General features: G+C 34.7%; 17 protein-coding genes, 1 other RNA gene and 1 pseudogene. 14 read left to right on the forward strand and 5 right to left on the reverse strand.

Annotation, left to right across the window (positions count from 1 at the left end):
- The first annotated feature begins 82 nt into the window (after positions 1-82).
- From FD26_RS02580 to FD26_RS02605, 6 genes are all read left to right on the forward strand, one after another.
- Positions 83-3,586 (forward strand): PD-(D/E)XK nuclease family protein, encoded by a 3,504-nt coding sequence (locus tag FD26_RS02580; protein WP_057866879.1) that lies wholly within the window; start codon positions 83-85, stop codon positions 3,584-3,586.
- On the forward strand, positions 3,579-7,199 hold the full coding sequence (gene addA / locus FD26_RS02585; protein WP_057866880.1) for a helicase-exonuclease AddAB subunit AddA: 3,621 nt from the start codon (positions 3,579-3,581) through the stop codon (positions 7,197-7,199). Before FD26_RS02580 ends, addA begins: the two co-directional genes overlap by 8 nt.
- Before the next feature lie 10 nt (positions 7,200-7,209).
- Positions 7,210-10,029: a helicase C-terminal domain-containing protein gene (locus tag FD26_RS02590; protein WP_235526711.1), complete on the forward strand. Its 2,820-nt coding sequence runs from the start codon at positions 7,210-7,212 to the stop codon at positions 10,027-10,029.
- A 47-nt stretch (positions 10,030-10,076) separates the two neighbouring features.
- Positions 10,077-10,556 carry a hypothetical protein gene (locus FD26_RS02595; protein WP_057866882.1) on the forward strand — a complete coding sequence of 160 codons (480 nt, stop codon included), beginning with the start codon at positions 10,077-10,079 and terminating at the stop codon, positions 10,554-10,556.
- A 64-nt stretch (positions 10,557-10,620) separates the two neighbouring features.
- Positions 10,621-11,244 carry a DnaD domain protein gene (locus tag FD26_RS02600; protein WP_057866883.1) on the forward strand — a complete coding sequence of 208 codons (624 nt, stop codon included), beginning with the start codon at positions 10,621-10,623 and terminating at the stop codon, positions 11,242-11,244.
- Positions 11,244-11,891, forward strand: a complete 648-nt coding sequence (locus FD26_RS02605) for an endonuclease III domain-containing protein (protein WP_057866884.1) — start codon at positions 11,244-11,246, stop codon at positions 11,889-11,891. The genes FD26_RS02600 and FD26_RS02605 overlap by 1 nt, the downstream gene beginning before the upstream one ends.
- A 724-nt stretch (positions 11,892-12,615) precedes the next feature.
- Here the strand turns inward: FD26_RS02605 and FD26_RS02610 are convergent.
- Both FD26_RS02610 and recU read right to left on the reverse strand, forming a co-directional pair.
- Positions 12,616-15,066 carry a transglycosylase domain-containing protein gene (locus tag FD26_RS02610; protein ID WP_057866885.1) on the reverse strand — a complete coding sequence of 817 codons (2,451 nt, stop codon included), beginning with the start codon at positions 15,064-15,066 and terminating at the stop codon, positions 12,616-12,618.
- The gene (recU, locus tag FD26_RS02615; protein WP_057866886.1) at positions 15,063-15,686 is read right to left on the reverse strand and encodes a Holliday junction resolvase RecU; all 624 of its coding nucleotides are present in this window, start codon (positions 15,684-15,686) and stop codon (positions 15,063-15,065) included. The genes FD26_RS02610 and recU overlap by 4 nt, the downstream gene beginning before the upstream one ends.
- Before the next feature lie 67 nt (positions 15,687-15,753).
- Between recU and FD26_RS02620 the strand changes: the two genes are divergently transcribed.
- The 4 genes and pseudogenes from FD26_RS02620 to FD26_RS02630 all read left to right on the forward strand — a co-directional run bounded on the left by FD26_RS02620 (position 15,754) and on the right by FD26_RS02630 (position 18,581).
- Positions 15,754-16,305 (forward strand): SLOG family protein, encoded by a 552-nt coding sequence (locus FD26_RS02620; protein ID WP_057866887.1) that lies wholly within the window; start codon positions 15,754-15,756, stop codon positions 16,303-16,305.
- Between the two features lie 53 nt (positions 16,306-16,358).
- A pseudogene (gene gpsB, locus FD26_RS11450) lies at positions 16,359-16,769 on the forward strand (cell division regulator GpsB); the annotation flags it as partial.
- Positions 16,770-17,033: 264 nt separating this feature from the next.
- Positions 17,034-17,395, forward strand: an RNA gene (rnpB, locus tag FD26_RS10855) — RNase P RNA component class B.
- A 70-nt stretch (positions 17,396-17,465) separates the two neighbouring features.
- The gene (locus FD26_RS02630; protein WP_057866888.1) at positions 17,466-18,581 is read left to right on the forward strand and encodes a THUMP domain-containing class I SAM-dependent RNA methyltransferase; all 1,116 of its coding nucleotides are present in this window, start codon (positions 17,466-17,468) and stop codon (positions 18,579-18,581) included.
- Here the strand turns inward: FD26_RS02630 and FD26_RS02635 are convergent.
- From FD26_RS02635 to FD26_RS02645, 3 genes are all read right to left on the reverse strand, one after another.
- On the reverse strand, positions 18,578-19,519 hold the full coding sequence (locus tag FD26_RS02635; RefSeq protein WP_057866889.1) for a magnesium transporter CorA family protein: 942 nt from the start codon (positions 19,517-19,519) through the stop codon (positions 18,578-18,580). The two genes, FD26_RS02630 and FD26_RS02635, sit on opposite strands and share 4 nt — an antisense overlap.
- Positions 19,520-19,610: 91 nt before the next feature.
- Entirely contained in the window at positions 19,611-20,624 is a 1,014-nt protein-coding gene (locus FD26_RS02640; protein WP_057866890.1) for a lipoate--protein ligase, read from the reverse strand.
- 57 nt (positions 20,625-20,681) lie between these two features.
- On the reverse strand, positions 20,682-21,101 hold the full coding sequence (locus FD26_RS02645; RefSeq protein ID WP_057866891.1) for a reverse transcriptase-like protein: 420 nt from the start codon (positions 21,099-21,101) through the stop codon (positions 20,682-20,684).
- Between the two features lie 27 nt (positions 21,102-21,128).
- Here FD26_RS02645 and FD26_RS02650 point away from each other — a divergent pair, with 27 nt between their 5' ends.
- From FD26_RS02650 to FD26_RS02665, 4 genes are read left to right on the forward strand one after another with little or no spacing between them, the layout of a single operon-like run.
- Positions 21,129-21,527, forward strand: a complete 399-nt coding sequence (locus FD26_RS02650; RefSeq protein WP_057866892.1) for an EbsA family protein — start codon at positions 21,129-21,131, stop codon at positions 21,525-21,527.
- Positions 21,511-23,196: a formate--tetrahydrofolate ligase gene (locus FD26_RS02655; RefSeq protein ID WP_057866893.1), complete on the forward strand. Its 1,686-nt coding sequence runs from the start codon at positions 21,511-21,513 to the stop codon at positions 23,194-23,196. The genes FD26_RS02650 and FD26_RS02655 overlap by 17 nt, the downstream gene beginning before the upstream one ends.
- Positions 23,196-23,657, forward strand: a complete 462-nt coding sequence (gene lspA / locus FD26_RS02660; protein ID WP_057866894.1) for a signal peptidase II — start codon at positions 23,196-23,198, stop codon at positions 23,655-23,657. Before FD26_RS02655 ends, lspA begins: the two co-directional genes overlap by 1 nt.
- A complete protein-coding gene (locus FD26_RS02665; RefSeq protein ID WP_057866919.1) occupies positions 23,653-24,555 on the forward strand; it encodes an RluA family pseudouridine synthase in 903 nt (300 codons plus the stop codon). The genes lspA and FD26_RS02665 overlap by 5 nt, the downstream gene beginning before the upstream one ends.
- Positions 24,556-24,625 lie beyond the last annotated feature (70 nt).

Here is a 24,625-nt window from a genome sequence, read left to right on the forward strand (position 1 = left end):
AAGTCTTTATTTTATACATCTATTGAGATGATTTCCACTTTACGACAACTAACTATGATAAAATTTTTGCGGGTGAATAAAAATGACATTAAATTTTGTATTAGGAAAGAACCAATTTGATCATCATAAAAAGATGATGGAACTATTCCATGAGGACTTAAAGAAAGACCCCCAAGGACAATTTTTCTTTCTAGTACCAAACCATATTAAATTTGAATCAGAAGTAAATATTCTTAAATCATTTGAAAAAGATAATGACTCCTTGATCGCCACGAATAATGTACAAACTTTTTCCTTTTCACGATTAGCATGGTACTTTTTGCGTGACAGTAGCGATTATAATTTAGAAACCTTAACACAAACTAAATCAGCCATGTTATTGAAAGAAATTATTCAAAAAAACCAGTCTCATTTGAAGATCTTTTCAGGAATGATCAATAAACCTGGCTTCTTAGATCAAATGATTTCTCAGTTTGATGAATTTTTAAACGGTCAAGTCCAGCCTGATGATATTGAAGCAGTATTGAATACCAATGGCCAAGATGTTTTTGCCGATAAAATCAAAGAACTTAATTTAATTTATAGTGCCTATTTGGAACAAATTCAAAATTATAATACTAATGATTTTCAATTGAATTCTTTGGCAGATTTTCTCAATAAAAAAATCAAAACTAATCAATATCATTTTTATATTGAAGGTTTTTCATCATTTACGGCTACGGAATTAAATTTAGTTAAAGCAATGATCATGAATTGTTTTGATTTAAATGTTTCTTTAGTTCTGGAACAACCAGCTTTGAAGGCTAACGATGATACAGAATTCTTTTATCGTTCAACAGCTACTTATCAGCAACTGCATGATTTTGCTAAGAGTCAAAAAATTATTACTCGTAACTATTTTGCACAGGATTTACGAGTCAGTGAAGATTTAGTTAAATTAGAAGATTATTGGATTCAATCGAGTGGGGTTGAACCAATCACAAAAAGCATTCTAGATAATAATCGTACGATTCAAATTTGGAAATGTACGGATAAGCAAACTGAAGTATCGGCGGTTAGTTCCTACATTCGTCAGATGGTGGCGCGTCAAGGCTATCGTTATAAAGATTTTTTGATTCTGGCACGTAATCTTTCAGAATACAGTTCGTTTATCGAATCATTTATGGAAAATAATGAAGTTCCATACTTTATAGATTTGCAAAAGAAGATGGCCAATCATCCCTTCAAGCGTTTATTGGATTTATTATTTGATGTATATAACAAGGGAATGCAAGAGGATGATGTCATCAGTTTGCTACGGACTGAACTATTGATTCCTGATGATTTCAAAGATGATCTAGCTAGTTTTCGAGAGGCAGTTGATTTAACTGAAAATTATGTTTTGGCTAATGGGATTGGCAAGAAAAGTTGGCTGGGTAAAAAATTTCAGCCAACGGTTAAATTGGACGATAAAGTAGATCAGATCAAGATTCATGAATATCAGCAAATTAATATTATTAAGTCCTATGTAAAGAATTTATATGGACAGTTGGATAAATTTTTAAATGGCAGCCATAATTCTCTGGATAGTGCCAGTTTCTTATATGACTTTTTAACAAGAAATCATGTTTTTGAAATTCTTTTAACTTGGCAAAAACAAGCTACAGAACAAAAGAATTTAACTTTAGCTAACCAGCCGGAACAGATTGTCAGTTTGTTCAATCAAATTTTGGATGAATATATTACCGTTTTTGGAGAAAAAGAATTTGATGCGGCAGATTTTATTAGTATCCTAGATGCTGCTTTTGAAAATGCTACTTATTCTCAAATTCCTTCAACACTTGATGCAGTAAGTATTTCTGAAATTGGGATGATTCAGCCGAATAATCGAAAGATTACTCTTATTTTAGGGGCTACTACAGCAAATATGCCTGGAACGACTGTTTCTAATAATTTAGTTACTGATGATGAACGAGGTTTTTTAAATGAAAATTTAACTGATGGCAAATATTTAAAAGAGTCAGATGAAGTAGTTAATAATTCTGAGCCATTTTTGCATGATATTACTTTTACTTCTAGTACTGAACGATTAATTTTTACCTATCCTAATTTATCTGAAGATAATAAACCTCAAGATTTATCTAATTATGTTAAAAGAATCCAGGAACATTTTGGTTTAACGATTGAAGACAAACTTTTAAATCCCAATAGTGACGATCCAGACACTAATCACGTATTAAATTATATCGGCTCGAAAGCTTCAACTTTAAATTATTTGATCAGAGCATCTAGAGCGGCTTTAGATAAAAATGTTGGTCTTTCCAGTGCTTGGCAATATGTTCGTCAGCAATTAATAAATAAGCGACCAGAGAAAACTGATTTTGCTTTAAGTTCATTAGTTTATCAAAATAAGCCAATAGATTTGAAGCCAGAAACAGTTGATGCGTTGTATGGCAAAAATATTAATGTTTCAATTTCACAACTAGAAACCTTTTATATGAATGAATACGAGTATTTTCTAAAATACGGCTTACGCTTATATCCACGCCAATTGTTTGAAATAACGCCTGCACAGACCGGTTCGATTTTTCATGCGGTTTTAGATGGATTAGTGAAATACCTTAATAAGACAGGAAAAGAATTGACCAATTTTGAAGATACTGAAATCTCCCAGTTAATAGCTGATCTGTTTGAGGAACAAGCTAGTCTACCAGAAAATAAAATTTTTAAATCATCTGCAAGAATGCTTTATATTTCGGATAAGTTGAAGAGTACTTTAGTTCAATTAGTTAAAAATATGAAAATTCAATATAAACGTAATCGTTTTGTTCCTAAGCGTTCGGAAGTCACTTTTGGCAGAATCAATAATCAGCAAGATTTACCAGGATTATCATATCCGATTCCAGGGGATCATTTGATTAATGTTCGTGGGAAAATCGATCGAATTGATGAAATGAATTTAAGCGACGAAGATCTGGCATACCTAGCAATTATTGATTATAAATCTAGTGAACGGAGATTTAATTTTTCGCAATTCTTAGATGGAATTACTATGCAAATGCCGACTTATATCCAAAGTTTGAGTGATAATTTGGAAATGTTTAAACCAGCCGATAAAGAAGTAAAAATTGGTGGAGCTTTGTATGAACATATTGTTAATCCTTTTATTCGTTTAACAAAAAAGAATACGCCGGTAGAGCAGCAGATTCTTAGCAAATTTAAATTACAAGGGATTTTACTGGATGATGAGGATTTGCTGAATAATTTTGATACGGAAGCTAGAACAACTAAGCAAACGCGTGCTTCACGTTCGCCGGTGGTAAGTTTTGGTAAAAATGATGTGATTTCTGATGAGGATTTGTTTAAAATCCTGAATTATAATCGACATTTGATCACTCAAGCTGGTGAAAAAATTTATTCCGGAAAGTTAGCTTTAAATCCATATCTTTATCAAAAGATTACCGGATTGCAATATAGCGATTATCGTCCAATTTTTGAATTTGATGCTATGCTTCCAGAAAATGAATACCACGACATAATTAACTACAACAAAGAAGATGTCTTAGAAAAGATTGGTGAAATATTAGAGGAGGAAAATAATGACTAAGTGGACTGAAGATCAGGAAAAAGCCATCAACCATCGAGGACATGATATTTTAGTTTCTGCTGCTGCAGGTTCAGGTAAAACTACAATCTTAATTGAAAGAATTTTGCAGGAGTTAAAAAGCGATGAAGATATTGATAACTTATTAGTAGCCACCTTTACCGATGCAGCTGCTCAGGAAATGAAAGATCGCCTTTTGCTAGCTTTAAAAGAGGCAGTTAATACTGCTACTGTTCCTGAACAGAAGAAAAAATTGCAAAAACAGATTTTCAGAGTTCCCATGGCTAATATCAGTACTTTACATGCCTTTTGCCTAAGCGTTATTAAAAAATTCTATTATGTTATTGATTTAGATCCTAATTTTCGCTTGCTGAGCGATGATACAGAAAAGTCAATTATCCAAGAACAGGCTTATGATAACGTTCGTGACGGTTATTACAGTAAAGATGATCCCGATTTTATTAGACTGACCGATAACTTTACTAATGATCGATCTGATGATGGTCTTAAAGATATTATCTTTAAACTCTACGACTTCGCTATTACAAACGGCGATACTAAATTGTGGCTAGATAATTTGATTAAAGCTTATCAATTCACAGGCACTTTTTCAGACTCACAATTTTATCAAACAGAATTTTTGCCTCAAATTAAACGTCGTTTAGAGGAAATGACGGAAAATGTTCAGCAAGGAATGGATATAGCTTTGCAAGATGAATTAGCTAGTTCATATCTTGATGTGTTTAAAGAAATTTCTGAAAAATTGGCGAAAATGAATGACTCTTTAATTGGTCAAAATTATGATGATATCAGAAATCATTTGATGAATTTTAAGCTAGAAGCTAAAAAAGTCACTCTAAAAAAGGCTGATAAAGAAGGAAAAGATACTTCTTTCTTAGACGATGCCAGTGAAATACGTAAGACTTTCAAAGCACAGTTGGATAGCTTAATAGAAGATTATTTATTAAAACCTGAAACTGAAGTTGACGCCTCGCTGAAGGAAGCTCAAAAACTAATTGCTAAGCTAGTTGAGGTTGAATATAAGTTTATTGATAAATTTCAAAGTTTGAAAACTAATAGTCATGTGCTCGATTTCAATGATTTGGAACATCGAGCGGTAGATATCCTTGAAGGCGAAGTCGATGGTCGAAAAATTGCTCAAGAATATTATCAACATAAGTTTCATGAGTTAATGATTGACGAGTATCAAGATGTCAATGCTATGCAGGACAAAATCATTGACCTTTTATCGTGTGAAACGAATCATCGCTTCATGGTGGGAGATATTAAGCAGTCAATCTATGGCTTTAGGCAGGCTGCTCCACGGTTATTTACCGAAAAATACGAAGCTTTTCAAAAAGATGATAATCCTAATGAGCTGATTCAATTATCAAAAAATTTCCGTTCATCAAAAGATGTTGATGATTTTGTTAATCAGATTTTTACCAGAATTTTTGATAAACGGATCGGCGATATTGATTATGATGATAATTCTAAATTGATTACGGGAACTGATTTTCCTGATACCGTTGATACAACGAATGAATTTGATGTTTATATCGGCGACGATGAAGAAGAAATTTCTAAACGTCAAACATTGATTGGTGCAGCAGCGGAAAAAATTCAATCTTTGATGGACAATAATTTTCAAATTTATGACAGTAAGATCAAAACAAACGATAAGTCCAAAAAAATACGTCCGTTAAAATATTCGGATATTGCAATTTTGGCAAGAACGCGTGATAACAATACTGATATAATCTCTTATTTTTCTAAGGTCAATATTCCGGTTATGGTTACTGACGCTCAAAATTATTTTCAAACAACCGAATTGCAGATTATGATGTCGATGCTTAATATCGTCGATAATCCTTATCAAGATATTCCATTAGTTGCGGTTTTGAGGTCACCGATCGTGGGGATGAATGAGGAAGAATTAGCTGAGATTCGTTTGGTTGATAAGCGTAATACTTATTACACGGCATTAAATGAATATCTCAATTCTGAAAGTGCCAATGAACATATCAAAAATAAGCTCAAGTCATTTCTTTTACAGTTAGAAAGTTATCGAGATTTTGCTAATAAAAATAGCTTGGCTCGTTTAATTTGGAAAATTTATCAAGAAACTGGCATTTTGGAATATGTTTCAGGGATGCCTGGAGGAAAACAGCGAGCCGCTAATCTACATGCTCTTTATCAACGTGCCAGTGCTTATGAAGAGAATAATTACAAAGGCTTGCATCAATTTATTAGCTTTATTCAGCGAATGCAAGATCTTGACAAAGATCTTTCGCAACCTAATAGTATTGAAGCTAATGATGATACAGTCAAAGTTATGACAGTCCATGGTTCTAAGGGATTGGAATTTCCAATTGTAATTTATTTAGATATGGCAAAAGAATTTAATCTGATGGATGTTAATGCCAATACAGTTTTCGATGCTCAAAAGGGTATCGGGATTACGCTAGCTGACACTGACTCACGAGTAAAATATCGGACCATTCAACGAGGAATCATTAGTTATCAGAAGAAAATATCGACTGTTTCCGAAGAGATGCGTTTGTTGTATGTAGCTTTAACTAGAGCTCGTCAGAAACTTATTATGCTAGGTTTTACTAAAAAAGAAGCTGACATTTATAAAGCTTGGGGCAACATTGAAATGCATCATGGTTTAATCAACGAGTCATCGCGGATGAAAGCTAATAGTTTTCAAAATTTAGTAGGAATTAGTACTTTAGCTGAAACTGATCAACCTGAGGCTTTTAATGATGACTGTCAGTTGAAATTCCAAATGATTCCAGCAACAACGGATAATATAAATCAAACGCAAACTGAACAAAAGAGTTTAGAAGATGTGGAACCTAGCGATCTCTTCAAAAAATCAGTCAATGATATTTTGGATTTGAAGTATAAATATCAAGATTCAGTTGAAACTACGGCTTACCAATCTGTTTCGGAAATCAAAGGGTTATTTGCAGACCCAGACGATGAAAATATGGCAGAAGATTTAATTTCTGACAAGGCTCGCTATAATCTTGGTTCCTTTGCTAAGCCACAATTTTTAACCAAAACTAAAAAAATCACCAATGCTGAAATAGGTAGTGCCACTCATTTAGTTTTACAAAAGATTAAGATTGATCAGACTCCAAAGTTATCAGATTTTCAAGATCTCATTACACAAATGGTTAATGAGAAACTTTTAACGTCGGAATTAGCCGAAAAAATTGATTGTCAAAGTTTGGTTAATTTTTATCAGAGCAGTCTGGGTCAAATGATTGTCAATAATCATGAACAGGTAAGTCGGGAATTTCCTTGTTCTATCTTAATGCCAGCTCAAAAGTTATTTAAAACTTCCGCAAAAGACTATTCCACTACCGATAAAATATTAGTTCATGGTATTATTGATGGTGTGATTGAATTAGAACACGGAATAATTATTTTTGATTACAAAACTGATCATGCAACAAGTCAAAATTTAACTGAATTGATTGCAAAATATTCCGGACAAGTTAATTTATATGCAGAAGCTATTTCTGTAATTAAAAACAAACCCGTCGTGGGTAAATATCTTTATTTCTTGAAGATTAACCAAGCAGTTGATTTACAGGAAAATTAAAAGGTGAGAGGTGAATGATTTGAAAAACACTTACGCTGTTGTTGATTTGGAGACGACCAATTCTAATTGGCATGACAACGGGCGTATAATTCAATTCGGCTGTGCCCTTATCGAAAATGGTGAAATTACACATATCTATGATCAAAAGATCAATCCTAAAGTGCCGATTCCTGCAAGAATCACTGCATTAACTGGTCTAAGTGATGAAGATGTTAAAGATTCGCCTACATTTGAAGAAGTTGCACCTGATATCTTTAAACTTTTAAAAAATCGAGTTTTTATTGCACATAATGTGAATTTTGATTTGACCTTTTTAAATCGTGAACTTAAACGTATCGGAATGAATCAACTCAATGTCAAAGCTATCGATACTGTTGAATTATCGCAGATACTTTTTCCAACCATTAGTAGTTATAAATTACAAGATCTAACCCGTTATTTAAGCATTGAACACAAGAATCCGCATAGTGCTAACAGTGACGCACATGTTACTGCCGAGCTATTCTTGATTATTCTCAAACGAGTACAGCAGTTGCCATTGGAAACTTTACGTTCTTTAGCAAAGTTTGGTAAGAATACTCTTAGAGAAACTGATTTGGTTTTTAAAACAATTCTCGATGAACGTGAAACTAAGGCTCGTACGGAAGTTTTACCAGCTTATTTATATGAGCGAAATGGTTTGATTTTACGCAAGAAAGATTATCACGTCAGTGAGCAAATTGACCATTCGACTAAATATCCTTTAACGCGCGAAGCTAAAAAAGAACTGTTAGACGGCATCTTGGACTATCGCGTTAATCAATCTAATTTAATGGATAATATCTATAAAACTAGTCAGCATCGCGATAAAATCAAGAAATGGAATCTAATTGAAGCACCAACTGGAGCAGGTAAAACTTTGGGTTACCTATTGCCATTGTCCTATTTAGTTAATAGCGATCAGAAGTTAGTGATTGCGACAACGACGAAAGTTCTGCAACAACAAATTGTTGAACAGTCAATTCCACTTTTGAATCAGGTAACTAATAATAATTATCATGCTGAAATTGTTAAAAGCAGCTATAACTTTATTGATTTAGATCGTTTCTATGAAGCTTTGGATAATTATCGTCTGCACAGTCATACTGCTATTCTAAAAATGAAGATTTTGGTTTGGCTAACTATGACGACAACTGGAGATTTAAGTGAATTGCATTTAACGAACTACAATAGTCCGCTCTTTAGTATTATCAGACATCGTGGTGAATCTAAGGAAAATACTATTTTTAGCAGTGATGATTTTTGGTTATATCAACAAAACCGTTACTTAGAATCAAAAATTTTGGTAACCAATCAATCATTCTTATCAAGACATTTAGATAGTCCCTTCTGGGGTGGAAATTCATACTTGATCATTGATGAGGCCAATCATTTTGCAGGTAGTTTAAGGGATGCTAGTTCGCCAACAATTGACTTTTTACAGTTGAATGAATATGTCAAAAAAATCAGTGACATCCTTTATCAAAATCGTGTAACCTTGCGTTATGCGTTTACTGAAGTGACCACGCAACTGTGGAATTATCAAGATCTCCAGACTATGGAAACTCACTTCCAGGCCGTGGACGAGTTAATGGAACGTTTGGAATATAATATATTTGGTAATTATGTCCGTAATAAGGTTCGATTCAAAGATCGAGAAAATTTTGTTTCTATTTTAGACAGCAGCAATAAATTTGGTAAAGATAATGAAGCGTTAACAGAACTACTATCTGATTTAATTGTGGAGTTGTCATTGATATCTAATCGAGTTGAAACATTATTTGATCAATATAATTTTCAAAAGAATTTCATTTCTGTAGAATTATCGAAAGTTATTTCTAATTTGACGATTGAAAATTCTAAGTTAGAAACGGTTTTAAAAAACTTAGATGAATTATTGCAGGCATTGCAAACTTCTGATAAAAAATTTGGTATACAGCTTGAGATGCGTGATTATTACGATCCAAAAACATTGAAGATAAGTTGGCGTCAATATGATATCCAAAATCTAATTGAAGCCACGACTGAACGTTTTAGTCAGATATTTGCAATTGGAGCTGCGATTACTATTCAAAAGGATTTTTCACATTTTATTTTGGATACGCAGTTGAGTGAAAAGCAGATCAACCAGATGGTGATTTTGCCTGATGCCAATAGTATCTCGAAAAACAGTAAAATTTATTTGCCATCGAACCTGCCTGATATTCAAACGCTGAATAGTGAAGAGTATTTTGATATGGTAACTAAATATATCGTCGATATTTTAGATCATTTGGATCATCAGACAATGATTCTATTCAATTCCTTGAATACGTTAAGTAAAGTTTACGAGCGTTTAATGAATACAGATGTTAAGGAAAAATGGGAGATTCTTGCTCAAGGAGTAACTGGTTCAAATGAAAAGATCAAGAAACGCTTTGCAATTGGTCGGCGATCAGTTCTCCTAGGGGCCAATTCTTTTTGGGAGGGTGTTGATTTTCCCAAGAAGGTCTTGGAAATTCTGATTGTAACAAGAATTCCGTTCGAATCTCCAGAACAGCCTGATGTCAAAATTAAACAAGATATTTTGAAGCAACAAGATATGAATGTCTTTAAAGTTGATTCTTTGCCCAATGCTATTTTGCAATTGCGTCAAGGTTTAGGTCGACTGATCAGAACTCCTAATGATCGCGGAGTGATTTTATTATTGGATAATCGTATACTTACTAAGAGCTACGGTAAAACTATTTTGGAATCGTTGCCTAAGGGGTTACCGGTGATCAATGAAGACATGGATTTAATTAAAAAAGATATAAATGAGTTTTTGAATTGAGCAAATTATTGCTATACTATTTTTGTTAGTTAAAAAAAGGACATATTATGAATAGAAGTACAAAAATTTTATTGACCATTTCTCTAATCGCGTTAGCAATAGTTTCGGCGTTAACTTATTTGAATCTCTCTTTTGCACCATATTCAAGTGCCAAGTCGCAAGCTAATGATATTGCTAAGGATAAGGCTGGAATCGTTCAGCCAGATTATTTCGGCAATTACACACGTCAAAAGCAATATTATTCAGTGGGTGGCTTAACTAAAGGGCAAAAGTATCGTTATATTATTATTAATGCTAAAAGTGGTAAAACTGAGGTAATTAATAAAAACAACGCCCCAGTTCGTCAAACAGTTATCGATAATGTTGCTCAAAAGTACAATGCAAAAAAAATCTTGCATATCAATTTAGGTCTCTACAAGAACAAACCTACTTGGGAAGTTGCTTTTCAAAAGAAAAATGGCAGTATCGGTTATAATTTAATTGATTTTCGAACTGGCAAGAGCATTCAAATCATCAATAATATTTAAAAATTTTAAAAAAAGTCGAGACAATTAGTTTCTCGGGCTTTTTTTATTTATTGGAGCAAGTAATATGAACAATGAATTATTTAATACCTTTGTCGATAGTGGTAGTACTAGCATAAACAACCTAATTTTAAAGAACTATCATAAGTTAGGAATGACTGAAAAAGATTTGATTGTCTATTTGGCTTTGTCAATGTATGCTCAAAAGGGCAATACATTTCCAATGGCAAAAGATTTGGCTAATGATACAGGTATGGACGAAGCAAGTATTTATACAATTATTCAAGGCTTAATCAAATTGGGGATTATTGAGTTAAAAACGGTAATGGATCACCATCAACAGCGTGATATTTATTCGCTAACACCAATTTTTCATCGTATTAAAAATCTATTGACTCAAGAAAAACAGGCTAATACTAAGAATAAATTGATGTCTGATACAGAAGAGCTATTTAAAAAAATTGAAGTAGAATTCGGACGTCCATTGTCGCCAATTGAGCAAGAACAGATTCATCAATGGATCGAAGATGACCATTACAGTATTGAGTTAATAGATTTATCATTACGAGAGGCTGTATTGAATCAGGTTTATTCGTTAAAATACATGGATCGAATTTTAATTAGTTGGGAAAAGAGTAATATTAAGTCAGCGGAGCAACTCCAAGAACGTCGAAAGAAGTTGGGATATTAATGTTAAAGGATGAACAAATAGTTTGGGCCATTCATCAAATGGAAGATGACATGGGTCCCGTAGGGCCATCACTAGATTCAAGAACGCCATTTCAATATCTGATATCGGTTATTTTGAGCGCTCAGGCCACGGATGTGTCAGTTAATAAAGTTACACCTGTTTTATTTGCTAAGTATCCAGAGCCTAAAGATTTAATGAATGCGGATATTCAAGATGTGGAACAGATTATTAAAAGTGTAGGGTTATTTCACAATAAGGCTAAAAATATCATTAAAACAGCTCGTGTAGTTCATGAAGAATTAAATGACGTTGTACCTGAAACTCGTAAGGGAATTATGGCCTTGCCAGGTGCTGGACGAAAGACAGCCAATGTTGTATTGAGTGATGTCTTTGGAAAAAATACCTTTGCAGTTGATACTCATGTCTCGGCAATTTCTAAACGACTTCATTTTGTCGATTCTAAGGCCAACCCGCTTCAAGTTGAGAAAAAAATTGTCAGTGTACTTGATCCAAAAGAACTACATCAAGCTCATCATACTATGATCGAATATGGTCGTAAGTATTCTATGAAGTTAGATCCGGCTAAAGAAACAAATGCTTTAATTATTGAATGCGACCGATTAAATGCGGCTAATGATGATAAATAAAGGGGCAACAGTGAGTTATTTTTATGGTTCTTACTCGAGTTTGGGTATAGCATGAGTATTTTTAAATTCCCGTCCTCCGCAAAAATTGGGAATGCTGTTGGAACGCTATGGGCCGGTTTGAAACTAATTATTTTACACTTCGTGCAAAATAATTGATTTCCAAACTCGGCCTCATTGTAACCGGCAAAGCCGCTAACAATGATCTCATAGCTGAACGCATTCCCAATTTTTGCTCCGGACTGACTCCTACTTTATTCATTAATTATTATAAATTTTAAATAACAAATAAAAACGGCCATTATTAAGGAATCCAAGCATAATTGTATGTTTGGAATACCTAATTGTGGCCGTTTTTTTATTTACTATTTAATATTTTGCTCAATAATATTATAACCAAGGTCTTGATCGGTAGTAAAAAATCTGTGGGCCCTCAGTGGTGATATTGTACTTAGCTTGCGTAGCAAGGTTAGTACAAGACCGAGCTTAGAGATCCATAATTACGCACGGAGTGGGGGATTATTAGCTCTAAGTCGCGTCCACCACGTTCCAGTGGCCCATAGATTTTTTGCGGACGATGGCATACTTCAATCACATCAGTTAGTATACTCACCCTATAATCAAACTTGAGAAAGAACCATTTTTATTCTCGGTATATAAAAAAAGTTCCAAGCAAAGAGTTTAATCTTTACTTGGAACTAATTGTAGATTGATTTATCTAAAGTTATTAATTAGCACTTTCGGTGGAAGAAGAACCATTGGTTGTAGCACCACCGCCGGTTGAACCTTCAGAATTGCCAGTACCAGAGCTTGTTCCACTGTCAGAACCACTGCCACTGTTATCGGAAGTACCGCCATTAGAATTACCAGTATTTCCAGTATTAGTGCTGCCACCGTTATTGGTATTCGACGACGAATTACCAGTATTGCCTGTAGATCCACTATTGTTATTATTGGCAGTATTACTTGAACTATTGGAATTGCTATTAGTGTTTTGACTTGAATTGCTTCCTGTACCTGTTTCAGTATTGCCAGATGAGCTTGTACTATTGTTTTCGTCATCTGATTCTGAAGAGCTGCTAGAAGAATGTCGGTTCGTAGTTACTTGATTACTGCTTGAACCAGAAGCACTGCTTGAACTGTAATCAGAGCTCTTGTAAGGATTTGATGGGGCATACCCCTTAACAAATAATTCTCTGGTGTATGATGACGAACTAGCACTTGGTGAAGCTACTACTGGAGTTGTGGAACTAGAGTTACTAATCATCATAGCTACAACTGAACTAGGTTTCTTCCAGTTAGGATTACTATTGTTTTGACTAGCGAGATAACTCATTTCAGCCTTGTAGATCTTTCCGGCTACACTTTGATAGGTAGAAGAGACACCACTCTGATTTGTATCATAACCAGTCCAAACACTAATTGAATAGTTTTTTGTATAACCGTTATACCATGAATCTTTAGCCGTACCACTTAAAGCGGGATTACTTGCAATAGCCTCGCTGGCATAATTAGTAGTACCGGTCTTACCAGCCTGATGCAAGCCTGAAATATTAGCGTAAGTAGCGTAGCTTTGCGGAACACCTTTAAGTACATCAGTGATCATGTATGCAGTTGATTCTTTCATCACACGCTTGCCAGATTTATCATAGTTATGGGTGATACCATCAGCCGTTTCGATTTTAGAAACATAGTAAGGCTTGTAATAAGTTCCACCGTTTGAAAAGGCAGCGTATGCTGAAGCACCCTGCAATGAGGAAACTCCGCTACCAATACCAGCTTGTAAACCTTCATCTTCTTTAACATCGATACCTAGTTTTTTAGCAAAGCCTCGAGCTTTATCAAAACCAGTTGCCTGAAGCGCTTTGACGGCTGGAATATTACGTGAGTTTACAAGAGCTTTACGCAAACTCATTTGTCCCTCATATTGTTCGTCCCAATCTTTCAAGGCAATGTTAGTACCAGGATATGTGTAAGCCGAATCATCTAATTGATGATAGGTTGACCAATTTAGGTATTCAATAGCAGGTCCGTAATCAAGAATTGGTTTCATCGTGGAACCATTGCTACGTGAGGTTTGGACAGCTCGGTTTAAGCCAAACTGAACGTAGCCTAGGTTTCTACCGCCAATCATTGCAACAACTTTACCATTATTAGGATTAACGATCGTAGCTCCAACTTGCATTTTAGAATCTGGGAACTGTACATAATTAGAGGTATTGACGATGTTATATAGACGTTTTTGAGCATCATAATCCATATTGACTGTAATCTTTAGGTTGTCACGGTAAGGATCAAAGCCCCGTTTTTTAACTTCAGTAATAGCTTCCTTAATGTAAGGATCAGCAATAATACGTTTTGTATTACTGCTATTAGTTACTTTCTTATAAGGCTGCAAGCCAGTACTGATTGGCGTATTCATTGCTTCAGTAGCCTGAGCTTTAGTGATCTTATTATTGTCATACATCGCTTGAATAACTAAATCACGACGTTGTTTAGATTCGGTAGGGTGGGTATAAGGATCATAATTGCTAGGTGCATTAGGCAGACCGGCTAGCATTGCCATTTCGGGTAATGTTAATTGTTTTAAGGTCTTGCCATAATAATATTTGGCACCAGTTTCCATACCATAAATCCCATTATTTAAATAAACTTTATTGATATAAAATTCAAGAATCTGTTGTTTAGAAAACTTTTGGCTAACCCTCATTGCTAGCCAAGCTTCTTGCATTTTTCGTTTAAAAGTTTGATCTTTGGTCTCCGTAGAGAAAACTGTTAACTTAACTAATTGTTGGGTTAAGGTACTGCCACCTTGGAGAGTTCCGCGAGTAACATTATTAACCGCTGATTTAGCAATTCTTACAGGATCGATTCCTAAGGGTTCATTATAGAAATTTTTATCCTCAATTGAAACCACAGCATCTTCCATTTCCTGTGGTACTTTATCAATCGTAACGTAATTTCGTTTGTTATCCCCAAGTGAAGCAATTTGCTTTCCAGATGAGTCAACAATCGTTGATGAACCTCCGCTTTGTAAGTTCTCCTGGCTAATAGCCGGGGCACTAAAAGCGTAATATACGAAGATGAATAAAAATATTCCTATTAGGACGGCAAGAATTGCCATAAACCATTTAAAGATATTCTTAAAGGTAAGTATATTGGTATCTTTATTATTCATTTTTTCTCCTTCCCGCTTTCTATTAATTGTTGAACTGCATTAATATAAGGTAAGGTAGGGTCGTAATTAGCCTTAATTTCAATCGAACAAGTGATAATGTCATTTAGCTGAATCGACTTTGCTCCCTTTTCTTGTGCATCCCAATGCTTAAATAGATCGTCAGCAGGCATTATAAAATAGCGTTTTAAAGTTACGTATTTTATAATAACAAAACAGATGCCACCTTGCTTTTGACACATTCTCAGATGGTCAATCTGATGTTGATGAAAGTTCTTTAAGGGAAAGGTGTTTTTATTCTTTGTTTCCTTAGCTTCGAAATCAACATAATAACCATTATAAACGCCATTGTAATCTGTAGTTGAAGCTTGCCTAAAATAGGCTTCTTTAATCACAGCTCGACTTCTTTTAGGATAATCGACCTTTACAATTTGGATTGGCGTTGGTTTTTTGTAAATAACAGCAATTTCGTGACTACGATAATACTTATTGCTTTCATTTATTTCTTCCTCCAAAGTCATACCACGATCACCAAAAATAAGTTTCTTTTTAGCGCTTGAAGTAGAGAGTGAAGGCTTTGATGGACTATTGAAAATTCGGCCATCAGGGTAGTTTATTTTCAAAATATCAACTCCTACTGTGCAAATTATACCATGATGGGAAAGATATTAATTATTGAGGGGGTTCTTTATGATTAAAAATTTATGGGTCACAGGGTACCGCTCATATGAGCTAGGTATTTTTAAAGATAATGACCCAAAAGCTAAAGTAATTCAAGATTTTTTTACTCAAAGTATTACTAATTATGCTGAAGATGGTACTGAATGGATCATTACAGGAGCTCAAATGGGTACCGAACAAATTATTGGTAAAGCAGTACAAGAAGTTCAGAAAAAAGACTATAATATTAAACATGCAGTGATGTTGCCGTTTGCTGAGTTTGGTAATAAGTGGAATGAAAATAATCAAGCATTATTAAATGTTTTTTTAAGAAACGCTGACTATGTCAACAAAATTTCTAATTTGAGTTATCATAGTCCTAGGCAACTGCGAGTCTGGCAGGATTTCATGCTTGCACATACCGATGGGGCATTAGTTTTTTACGATCCTGAAAGCGGCGGCAAGCCTAAATATGATTATGAAGCTATCAAAAAGTATCAAGATAGTGGCAATGACTATCAGTTAGAGTTAATTGATTTTGATTCTATGCAGGATTTTGCTAATATGTTATATGATAGTTAAAGTTATAAGATAAATCGACAATAATTAACACTGGGGTGTTTAACATGAACGGAATGAATCAACAACAAAGTAATGGGAACGGTAATAACGATCTTTCTTTAAATTACCAACCTAATGATATCCTACAAAAGGAATTTAAAACTAAGATGCGTGGGTATGATCCTACAGAAGTTGATCAATTCTTAGATGGTATAATTAAGGATTACGAAACATTTAATAATGAAATCGGACAATTAAAGTCCGAAAATGAGCGTTTAATGCAAGCTCGTAACGCTGGTGCTGGCAATACTAGTCAAAATTTTCAACAACCAAGACAACAAAGTAATCGAATGAGACCTCAAGCAAAGACTTCAACAAGCGCTACAGCTGAGACTTCAACAAATTACGATATTTTAAGACGTATTTCTAATCTTGAAAAACGTGTCTTTGGTCATGACTTTGCAAATGGTTTACCTGAAAATAACGATTCTAAGCAATTTGCTTCAGCAGTTGTTCCTAATAATATGAGTAATAATCATGGCGGTGTTGAAAGCGGCCATACAGAAATCAATCCAGGTATGAATCAACAAAGACCAATGAATAATAATGGTTTTAACAATACTAATAACAATTTCCAACAAAATCGTCCTATGAATAATGGTGCTAACCAAAATCAAAATAATTTTAATGGAAATTTAAATAATAGTAACAATTATAATCAATTTTAGTGTATACTATTCAAGTCGGTAAATTACGAGTAATCGCGGTCTAGTTATCTAGGCTGAGGAAGGTCCACGCCCGCGCGAGCTGAGACGCTTGCAGTGTTTGTGCTTGGCCCAATAAGCCAAGGTACCATTTTATGGTAACGGCAGCGAAAATGCTAAGGTCCTATGACTATGTGTGAATAGCTTGAAAGTGCCACAGAGACGTATTATTGTGAGAAATTGCAATGGTGGAACGAGGTAAACCCCGCAAGCGGGCAACCCAAACTTTGGTAGGGGCGCTTCATAACGAGAAATGAATCTACTGTGAAGGCTTAATTGTAGATAGATGATTACTAACTGTGTTGAGATTGCCAGCTCAACACATGAACAGAACGTGGCCTATAGGAGTTTATCGAGGCAGAGGGACGACTTGTTCGTCCTTTTTTTATACAAAAAATTATAACTAAGAGGGGCAATATGAAATTAATTGCGACTATGTCAAGCGGCTTTGAATCTGTAACCGCAAAAGAACTACAAAATTTGGGATACGATACAAAGACCGAGAACGGTAAAGTCTATTTTGATGGTGAATATGAAGATATTGCTAAAGCCAATCTGTGGTTACGCAGTGCTGATCGTATAAAAATATTGATTGGTACATTTAAAGCAACCACTTTTGAGGAACTATTCGATAAAGTTTATGCTATCGATTGGGATAATTGGCTTCCATTGAACGCAGCTTTTCCAATTAAAGCTCGAACAGTTAAATCACAGCTTCATTCAGAACGTGATATTCAAGCAATCACCAAAAAAGCCATTGTTAATAAAATGGCTGATGTCTTTATGCGTCGTGGACGTTTACCTGAGACTGGAGCAAAATTTCAAATTGAAACTAGAATCCATAAGGATGTTGTAGAAGTTACGCTTGATACAACCGGAGAATCGCTTTATAAACGTGGATACCGTGTTGAACACGGTGCTGCTCCTTTGAAGGAAAATTTTGCTGCAGCAATGATTTTGTTGACTGTTTGGCATCCAGAGGAAGATCCTTTTATGGATCCTACGACAGGTTCAGGAACTATTGCTATTGAAGCAGCTCGCTTGGCAAAAAATATTGCTCCTGGTATCAAACGTCACTTCTTATTTGAAAATTTTGATTGGTTCGATGATAAGATCTTAGCTAATTTAAAAGAAGAGGCAGAGGCCGGCGTTAAGGATATCGATCTAGATATTTTTGCCAGCGATATTGATGGTTCTATGATCGATGTTGCAAAGCTAAATGCTCATGATGCTGGTGTTTTGCATGATATTCGTTTTAAGCAAGTTGCCGTTAAGGATCTCAAAATTGAAGGTCAATATGGAACTATCATAACTAATCCACCATACGGTCAACGAATGAGCGATATGGAAAATGTCCGTAAACTATATAAAGAAATGGGGGAAGTCTTTGCGACCGCTCCCACATGGAATAAATATATTTTAACTAGTGATACAGAGTTTGAAAAGTACTATGGTCAACTAGCAACTAAAAAACGTAAACTTTACAATGGTTCTTTAAGAACCGATCTTTATCAATATTGGGCTAAACACTAAAGGCTATGCCGGCGGTGCAAGTCCCATAGAATACCTAAAATAATAACAGCTGTGATGATTAATGAAAAAACCCAAGACCATTGTTGGTCAGCCACGGGGAGTTTCATATTCATCCCGTAAAATCCAGATACGATCGTGGGAATACTGAGAACAATAGTGTATATTGTCAGTACTTTCATGGTCGTATTTGTTCTGTTATTAAGAATATTATTGTAAGTATTGGAAATTCTGTCGATGATATCAGAACTCAAATCAGCTTGATTTTTAATTTGTTCAATTTCAATCAAAGAATCATGCAAGTGTTCGCGTGTTATTTTGGTAATATGCAAACTTTGATTGCCTGAAGCAACTAGTTCTAATTGTTTAACAACGGTAAAGTCGCCGTTAATGGCAGTATTCAAATAAGTTGTTAAATCTTCTAAATCGGCCAAGTCCAAGATTAAGCTTTCGGAAGAATGATGTTTTCTAATCAACTTTTGAATTTTGTTACGTTTAGAGTCTATTTCACTGACTTTATTGCTATAATCACTAGAGATTCGATCGAAGGCGTAAAAAATATACTCCCAAGCTTCATTTTTAGCCTCGTTGCTTAAATGGTTTTTAGCAGATAGAATATAATCTTTTACATAATTAGTGGCGTCATTTGTAAAGAGAAATAATTGTTTATCTTTAATAGCAAACGAAATAGGCAAGCCTCGTTGAGAAAGGTCATTTACCTGATCGTTTTCATTTTGGATGTTATAGACAATGAGATGAGTATTATTAATATCATCGTACTCAAAACGAGCCCGCTCATTTTCATCGTCAGCATAATCGAGAATTTCGTTAGTTAATTCGTATTTTTCAATTAAATCTTTTCTATCTGTATCGTTTAAATCTCTTGTTGAGTGAACGTCGATTAAACGGATATCGTGGTTTAATATTATTTCATTAATCATCTTTTATCTCCTCATTAAAGATAATGATACCAAAAATAAAAAATGGGTCGAGGATTTATTTTCCTCGGCCTATTTTTTGCGGAAATTAATTTTATGGAGTGAAAAGTTTACCTAAATCTTCTTTTGGAATACCTTTAAAGTAATCATCTAAATTAAATTGATTTAAGACTTTTAATATTTCGTCACGATCAAATTTAACATTTAATAATTTCTGTTTAATATCATTAACATCTTTCATACCAAAGAAATCACCGTATATTTCAACGTTTTCGACTTTGCCATTTTCAATGTTGTAACGAATATCGACTGTTCCCATATCAAAGTGTTTTCTTTGTTTTGCTGTGAAAGCAGGGGACTTGCCATAGACCCAATCCCAATTATAATAATATTGTTCTTTGATTTTATCGATTTCTTTTTGATCTGCGGCACTAACGATATATTCACGATCTTTAATTTCATCTAAAGTTTGGGCATGGAATAATTCCAATAATAATTTGTCTCGGAATTGTTCAGTTGTTAAATCTTGATATTCAGGGGCCAAGTATGGACGTAGATTCGTCACGCGACTTCTGATAGATTTGATACCCTTAGAAGCAATTTTATCTTTTTGAACGTGTAAAGCTTTGGTTAAAACATCTAGGTCAACATCTAATGACAAGGTTCCATGAGAGAATGTTTTGCCATTGCGTGAATACATAGCATTTCCGGAGAACTTCTTCCCATCAACTAGTAAATCATTACGTCCAGAGACTTCAGCTGTTGTAGCACCCATCTGATGCAGGGCATTAATGATAGGTTGCGTAAAGGATTTGAAATCGCCGAAGTTCTTATCATCTGAATCGACAACAAAACTAAAACATAAATTACCAAGATCTTGGTAAACGGCACCACCACCAGAAACTCGACGTGTGACTGTTATGTTGTGATCCTTGATATAGTCACTGTTGATCTCTTCAATTGTGTTTTGATTGCGACCAACGATGATACATGGTTTTTCAATATAAAAAAGTACCAATGGTTCATCAAATTTTACATTATTCATTAAATATTGTTCAGTAGCCAAATTGTCACGAATATCGCGATCTTTCATTACAACGTAATACATAAGGAAAGCCCCCTTGTTAGATTGAAAACGTGTTTATCGTAGCATATTTTAAACAATTCAGAAACTATTTATCATCATGTCGACATGTCGACGAATATTTAGCATTTTTTGATGTACTAAGGAATGTGCTTCACGATTATCCTTGTCAGCAATATGTTTAGCAAAGTAACTAGGAAAAGATGTTAGTTCTGTTAAAATATCATCTAATATCGGCTGGTAGTGCTTAGAGTATTGTTTGTCGATACTGTCGATGACAATTTGGCTATCAGAGTGGATTAAAATTATTTCATTATTCCAGTTTTCCTCTATAATTTTCTTTAAAGCTAATTTTAATGCAAGAAATTCTAGATAGTGGTTATCAGGATTATTATGGACAAGAGCTTCTTTATAAATATTGTCATTAATCCTTATTACATAAGCCACGACACCAAGATTTAAATTAGTATTTAACCCGGCATCGGTGTACAATTTAATCATATTATTTAGAACCTTTCAGGAGATATTATGTCAAAGAAACATTTCGTTCAACCAACTGGCGCATGGGGAATCATTATGTGGTCAATTGCTTTTAGCCTTATTTGTTTAGGCATTATTTTACAGCTGGAAATCATGGCGTTCAGTTTTATTCCGTTTTTGATTTGGATCATTGATGCAGTCTACGTCTTTTATATTATAACCAATTCTTGGGTTAGGATTACAGATGACCAGGTTATCATCAAGGAACCATACTATAAAACACGGACTTTTAAGCATTCCGAAGTGAATATAAAGGCAAATAATAAGTGGACGATGGAATTCGATTTTAATAATCGTGATTTCTTCCCATTTAAAGTCACTTCTACAAAGGGAATTTTAAATATAATAAAAAAAGAAGCAGGTGAAAGCAATGTCATTTCCAAGTGATATCGAAATTGCTCAAATAAATGAGCATGACAATATGAAAAATATTAACGAAATTGCTAATAAGATTGGTTTAACACCAGATGATATTGAACCATATGGACATTACAAAGCTAAATTTTCTGGTCGTAGTATTAATAAAACGATGGAAGAAAAGGATGATGGCAAGTTAATTCTTGTTACATCGATCAATCCAACTCCCGCAGGAGAAGGTAAGTCGACTGTTGCCATTGGACTAGCTGATTCTTTACAGTCATTAGGTAAGAAAACAGTTTTGGCCTTACGTGAGCCATCATTAGGTCCTGTTATGGGGATGAAAGGTGGTGCTACTGGCGGTGGATTTGCTCAAGTAGTGCCAATGGAAGATATTAATCTTCATTTCACGGGTGATATGCACGCTTTAACTAGTGCTGTAAATACTTTGGCAGCTTTAATTGACAACCACGTCCATCAAGGCAACGCTTTAAACATCGATCCTCGTCGTATCATGTGGAAGAGAGCTTTAGATATCAATGATCGAGCTTTAAGAAATATTGTTATTGGTTTAGGCGGTCCATTTAATTCTGTACCACGTGAAGATCATTTTGAAATCACAGTTGCCAGTGAACTAATGGCAGTTTTATGTTTAGCTCAAGATATTGACGATTTAAAAGAACGAATTTCAAATATTCTTATTGCCTATACCTATGATAAGAAACCTATTTTTGTACGTGATCTTCGAGTCGAAGGTGCTATTACAGTTCTTTTAAAGGATGCTTTGAAACCTAACCTTGTTCAAACTTTAGAGAATACGCCAGCAATTATTCATGGTGGTCCTTTTGCTAATATTGCTCACGGATGCAACAGCATTTTGGCTACTAAATTAGCAATGAAGCTAGGCGATTATGCTGTAACTGAAGCCGGTTTTGGTGCTGATTTAGGTGGAGAAAAATTCTTAGATATTGTGACTCCTAGATTGAATCACGCTCCTAATGCTATCGTAATTGTAGCTACAGTTCGTGCATTGAAATATAATGGTGGTCAAACTCTAGCCGATATTCAAAATGAAGATTTGAATGCTTTGAATTTAGGTTTTAAGAATTTGAAACGTCATATTCATAATATGCGTTACTATCATATTCCTGTAGTTGTTGCCATTAATAAATTTGCAACGGATACTGACAATGAAATAAAACTTTTAACAAGTCTTTGCGATGAAGTAGGCGTTGATGTCCAATTAGCTGAAATTCATCATAATGGTAGCAAAGGTGGTCAAGCTTTGGCTAAAGCTGTTATCAAGGCAACTGAAAAAGATGCTAACTACACACGTCTTTATGAAGATGAAGAGACAACTGAAGCTAAGATTGCTACTATTGCCTCCGAAATTTATGGTGCTAATAATGTTGAGTACAGCAGCAAGGCTCGTAAGCAATTGCAAGTTTTGAAAGACAATGCTTGGGATGATTTGCCAATTTGTATTGCTAAAACACAATATTCATTAAGTGACGATCCTAAACAATTAGGTTCACCACGTGACTTTACATTGCATGTAACTGACATCGTACCAAAATTAGGTGCTGGCTTTGTGGTTGTTTTAACTGGTAATGTAATGACAATGCCTGGTTTACCTAAGAAACCTGCTGCTTTAGGCATGGACGTGGATAATGACGGAACTATTGGAGGACTATTCTAGTGCAGTTGGTTTATTGGCTGCTATTTGCAGTTTTAGTTATTGGCGATCAAAGTCTAAAGTATTACGTTCTTAATAATATTGCTCCAATGAGCGTTCACGACTTTATTCCAGGAATTCTTTCAATAACTCATATTACTAATACGGGTGCCGCCTGGAGTATGTTAGAAGGAAAGATGCTTTTCTTCTATTTAGTAACAATTATTGCTGTAGTCGTGTTAATATATTTATTTATGAAAGCTGACAAAAAAGACTATTTTTATCGTTTCTCGCTGATTTTCTTATTAGCCGGAACGGTGGGTAATGCAATTGATCGTTTTACGAGACATTTCGTTGTGGACATGTTTAACTTAGACTTTATCAACTTTCCAATCTTTAATCTGGCTGATACTTATATCACAATTGGAGTGATATTAATTATCGGAACTATGATTATTCAATTAGCAGGTGAGAAAAATAATTAGTAAGTCTTTTAACTTAGAATACAATGAATCTAAAAGGGTTCGTTTAGATGCCTTTTTAAATGAACAACTTTCCGATCTGACAAGATCGCAACTACAAAAGATGATCAAAGAGCAAAATGTTTTGGTCAATGATTCTTCAGTTAGCAAAAGTGGCTATAAGTTGGCTAAGGGTGATAAAATTTTAGTCAATGTTCCTGAAGAAGAACCGATTGAGGCTGTTCCAGAAAACATTCCTATTGAAGTAGTTTATGAAGATGAGGATGTTTTGGTCGTTAATAAGCCGCAAGGTATGGTAGTTCATCCGGCAGCAGGACATCCAGACAAGACGCTTGTCAACGCCATTTTGTACCATTGTCAGATTAATGATGATGATGTGATTCGTCCAGGAATCGTTCATCGAATTGATAAGGACACTTCAGGGTTGTTGATGATTGCGAAGAATAATTTAGCTAAGCAATCTTTGATGAAACAATTGAAGGAAAAGAGCAATTTGCGCGAATATTTAGCAATTGTTCATGGAAATTTCAAAGAAAAAACCGGTACGATTACCGCACCGCTTGGACGTTCTAAAAATGATCGCAAAAAGCAAGCTGTCGTTGAAGATGGTCGTCATGCGGTAACACATTTTACCGTCTTGGAACAGTTTGAAAATTATTCACTTCTAAAATTAAAATTAGAAACTGGCCGAACTCATCAGATTAGAGTTCATATGCAATATATTGGACATCCCGTTGCGGGTGATCCACTCTACGGACCTAAGAATACTTTATCTGGCAATGGTCAATTTCTGCACGCAGAAACTTTAGGCTTTGTTCATCCACGGACTGATAAGTGGATGGAGTTCTCAATTGAACCGCCTAAAATATTTTTGGATACTTTGGCACAATTACGACGTTGACAGCCGTATGTTGATGCTATAATCTAAAAATAGAATTGTGTGCAATTATAAAAAAAATTAAGCACTCACT

Source organism: Companilactobacillus crustorum JCM 15951, from assembly GCF_001434585.1.
Classification (GTDB): Bacteria; Bacillota; Bacilli; order Lactobacillales; family Lactobacillaceae; genus Companilactobacillus; species Companilactobacillus crustorum.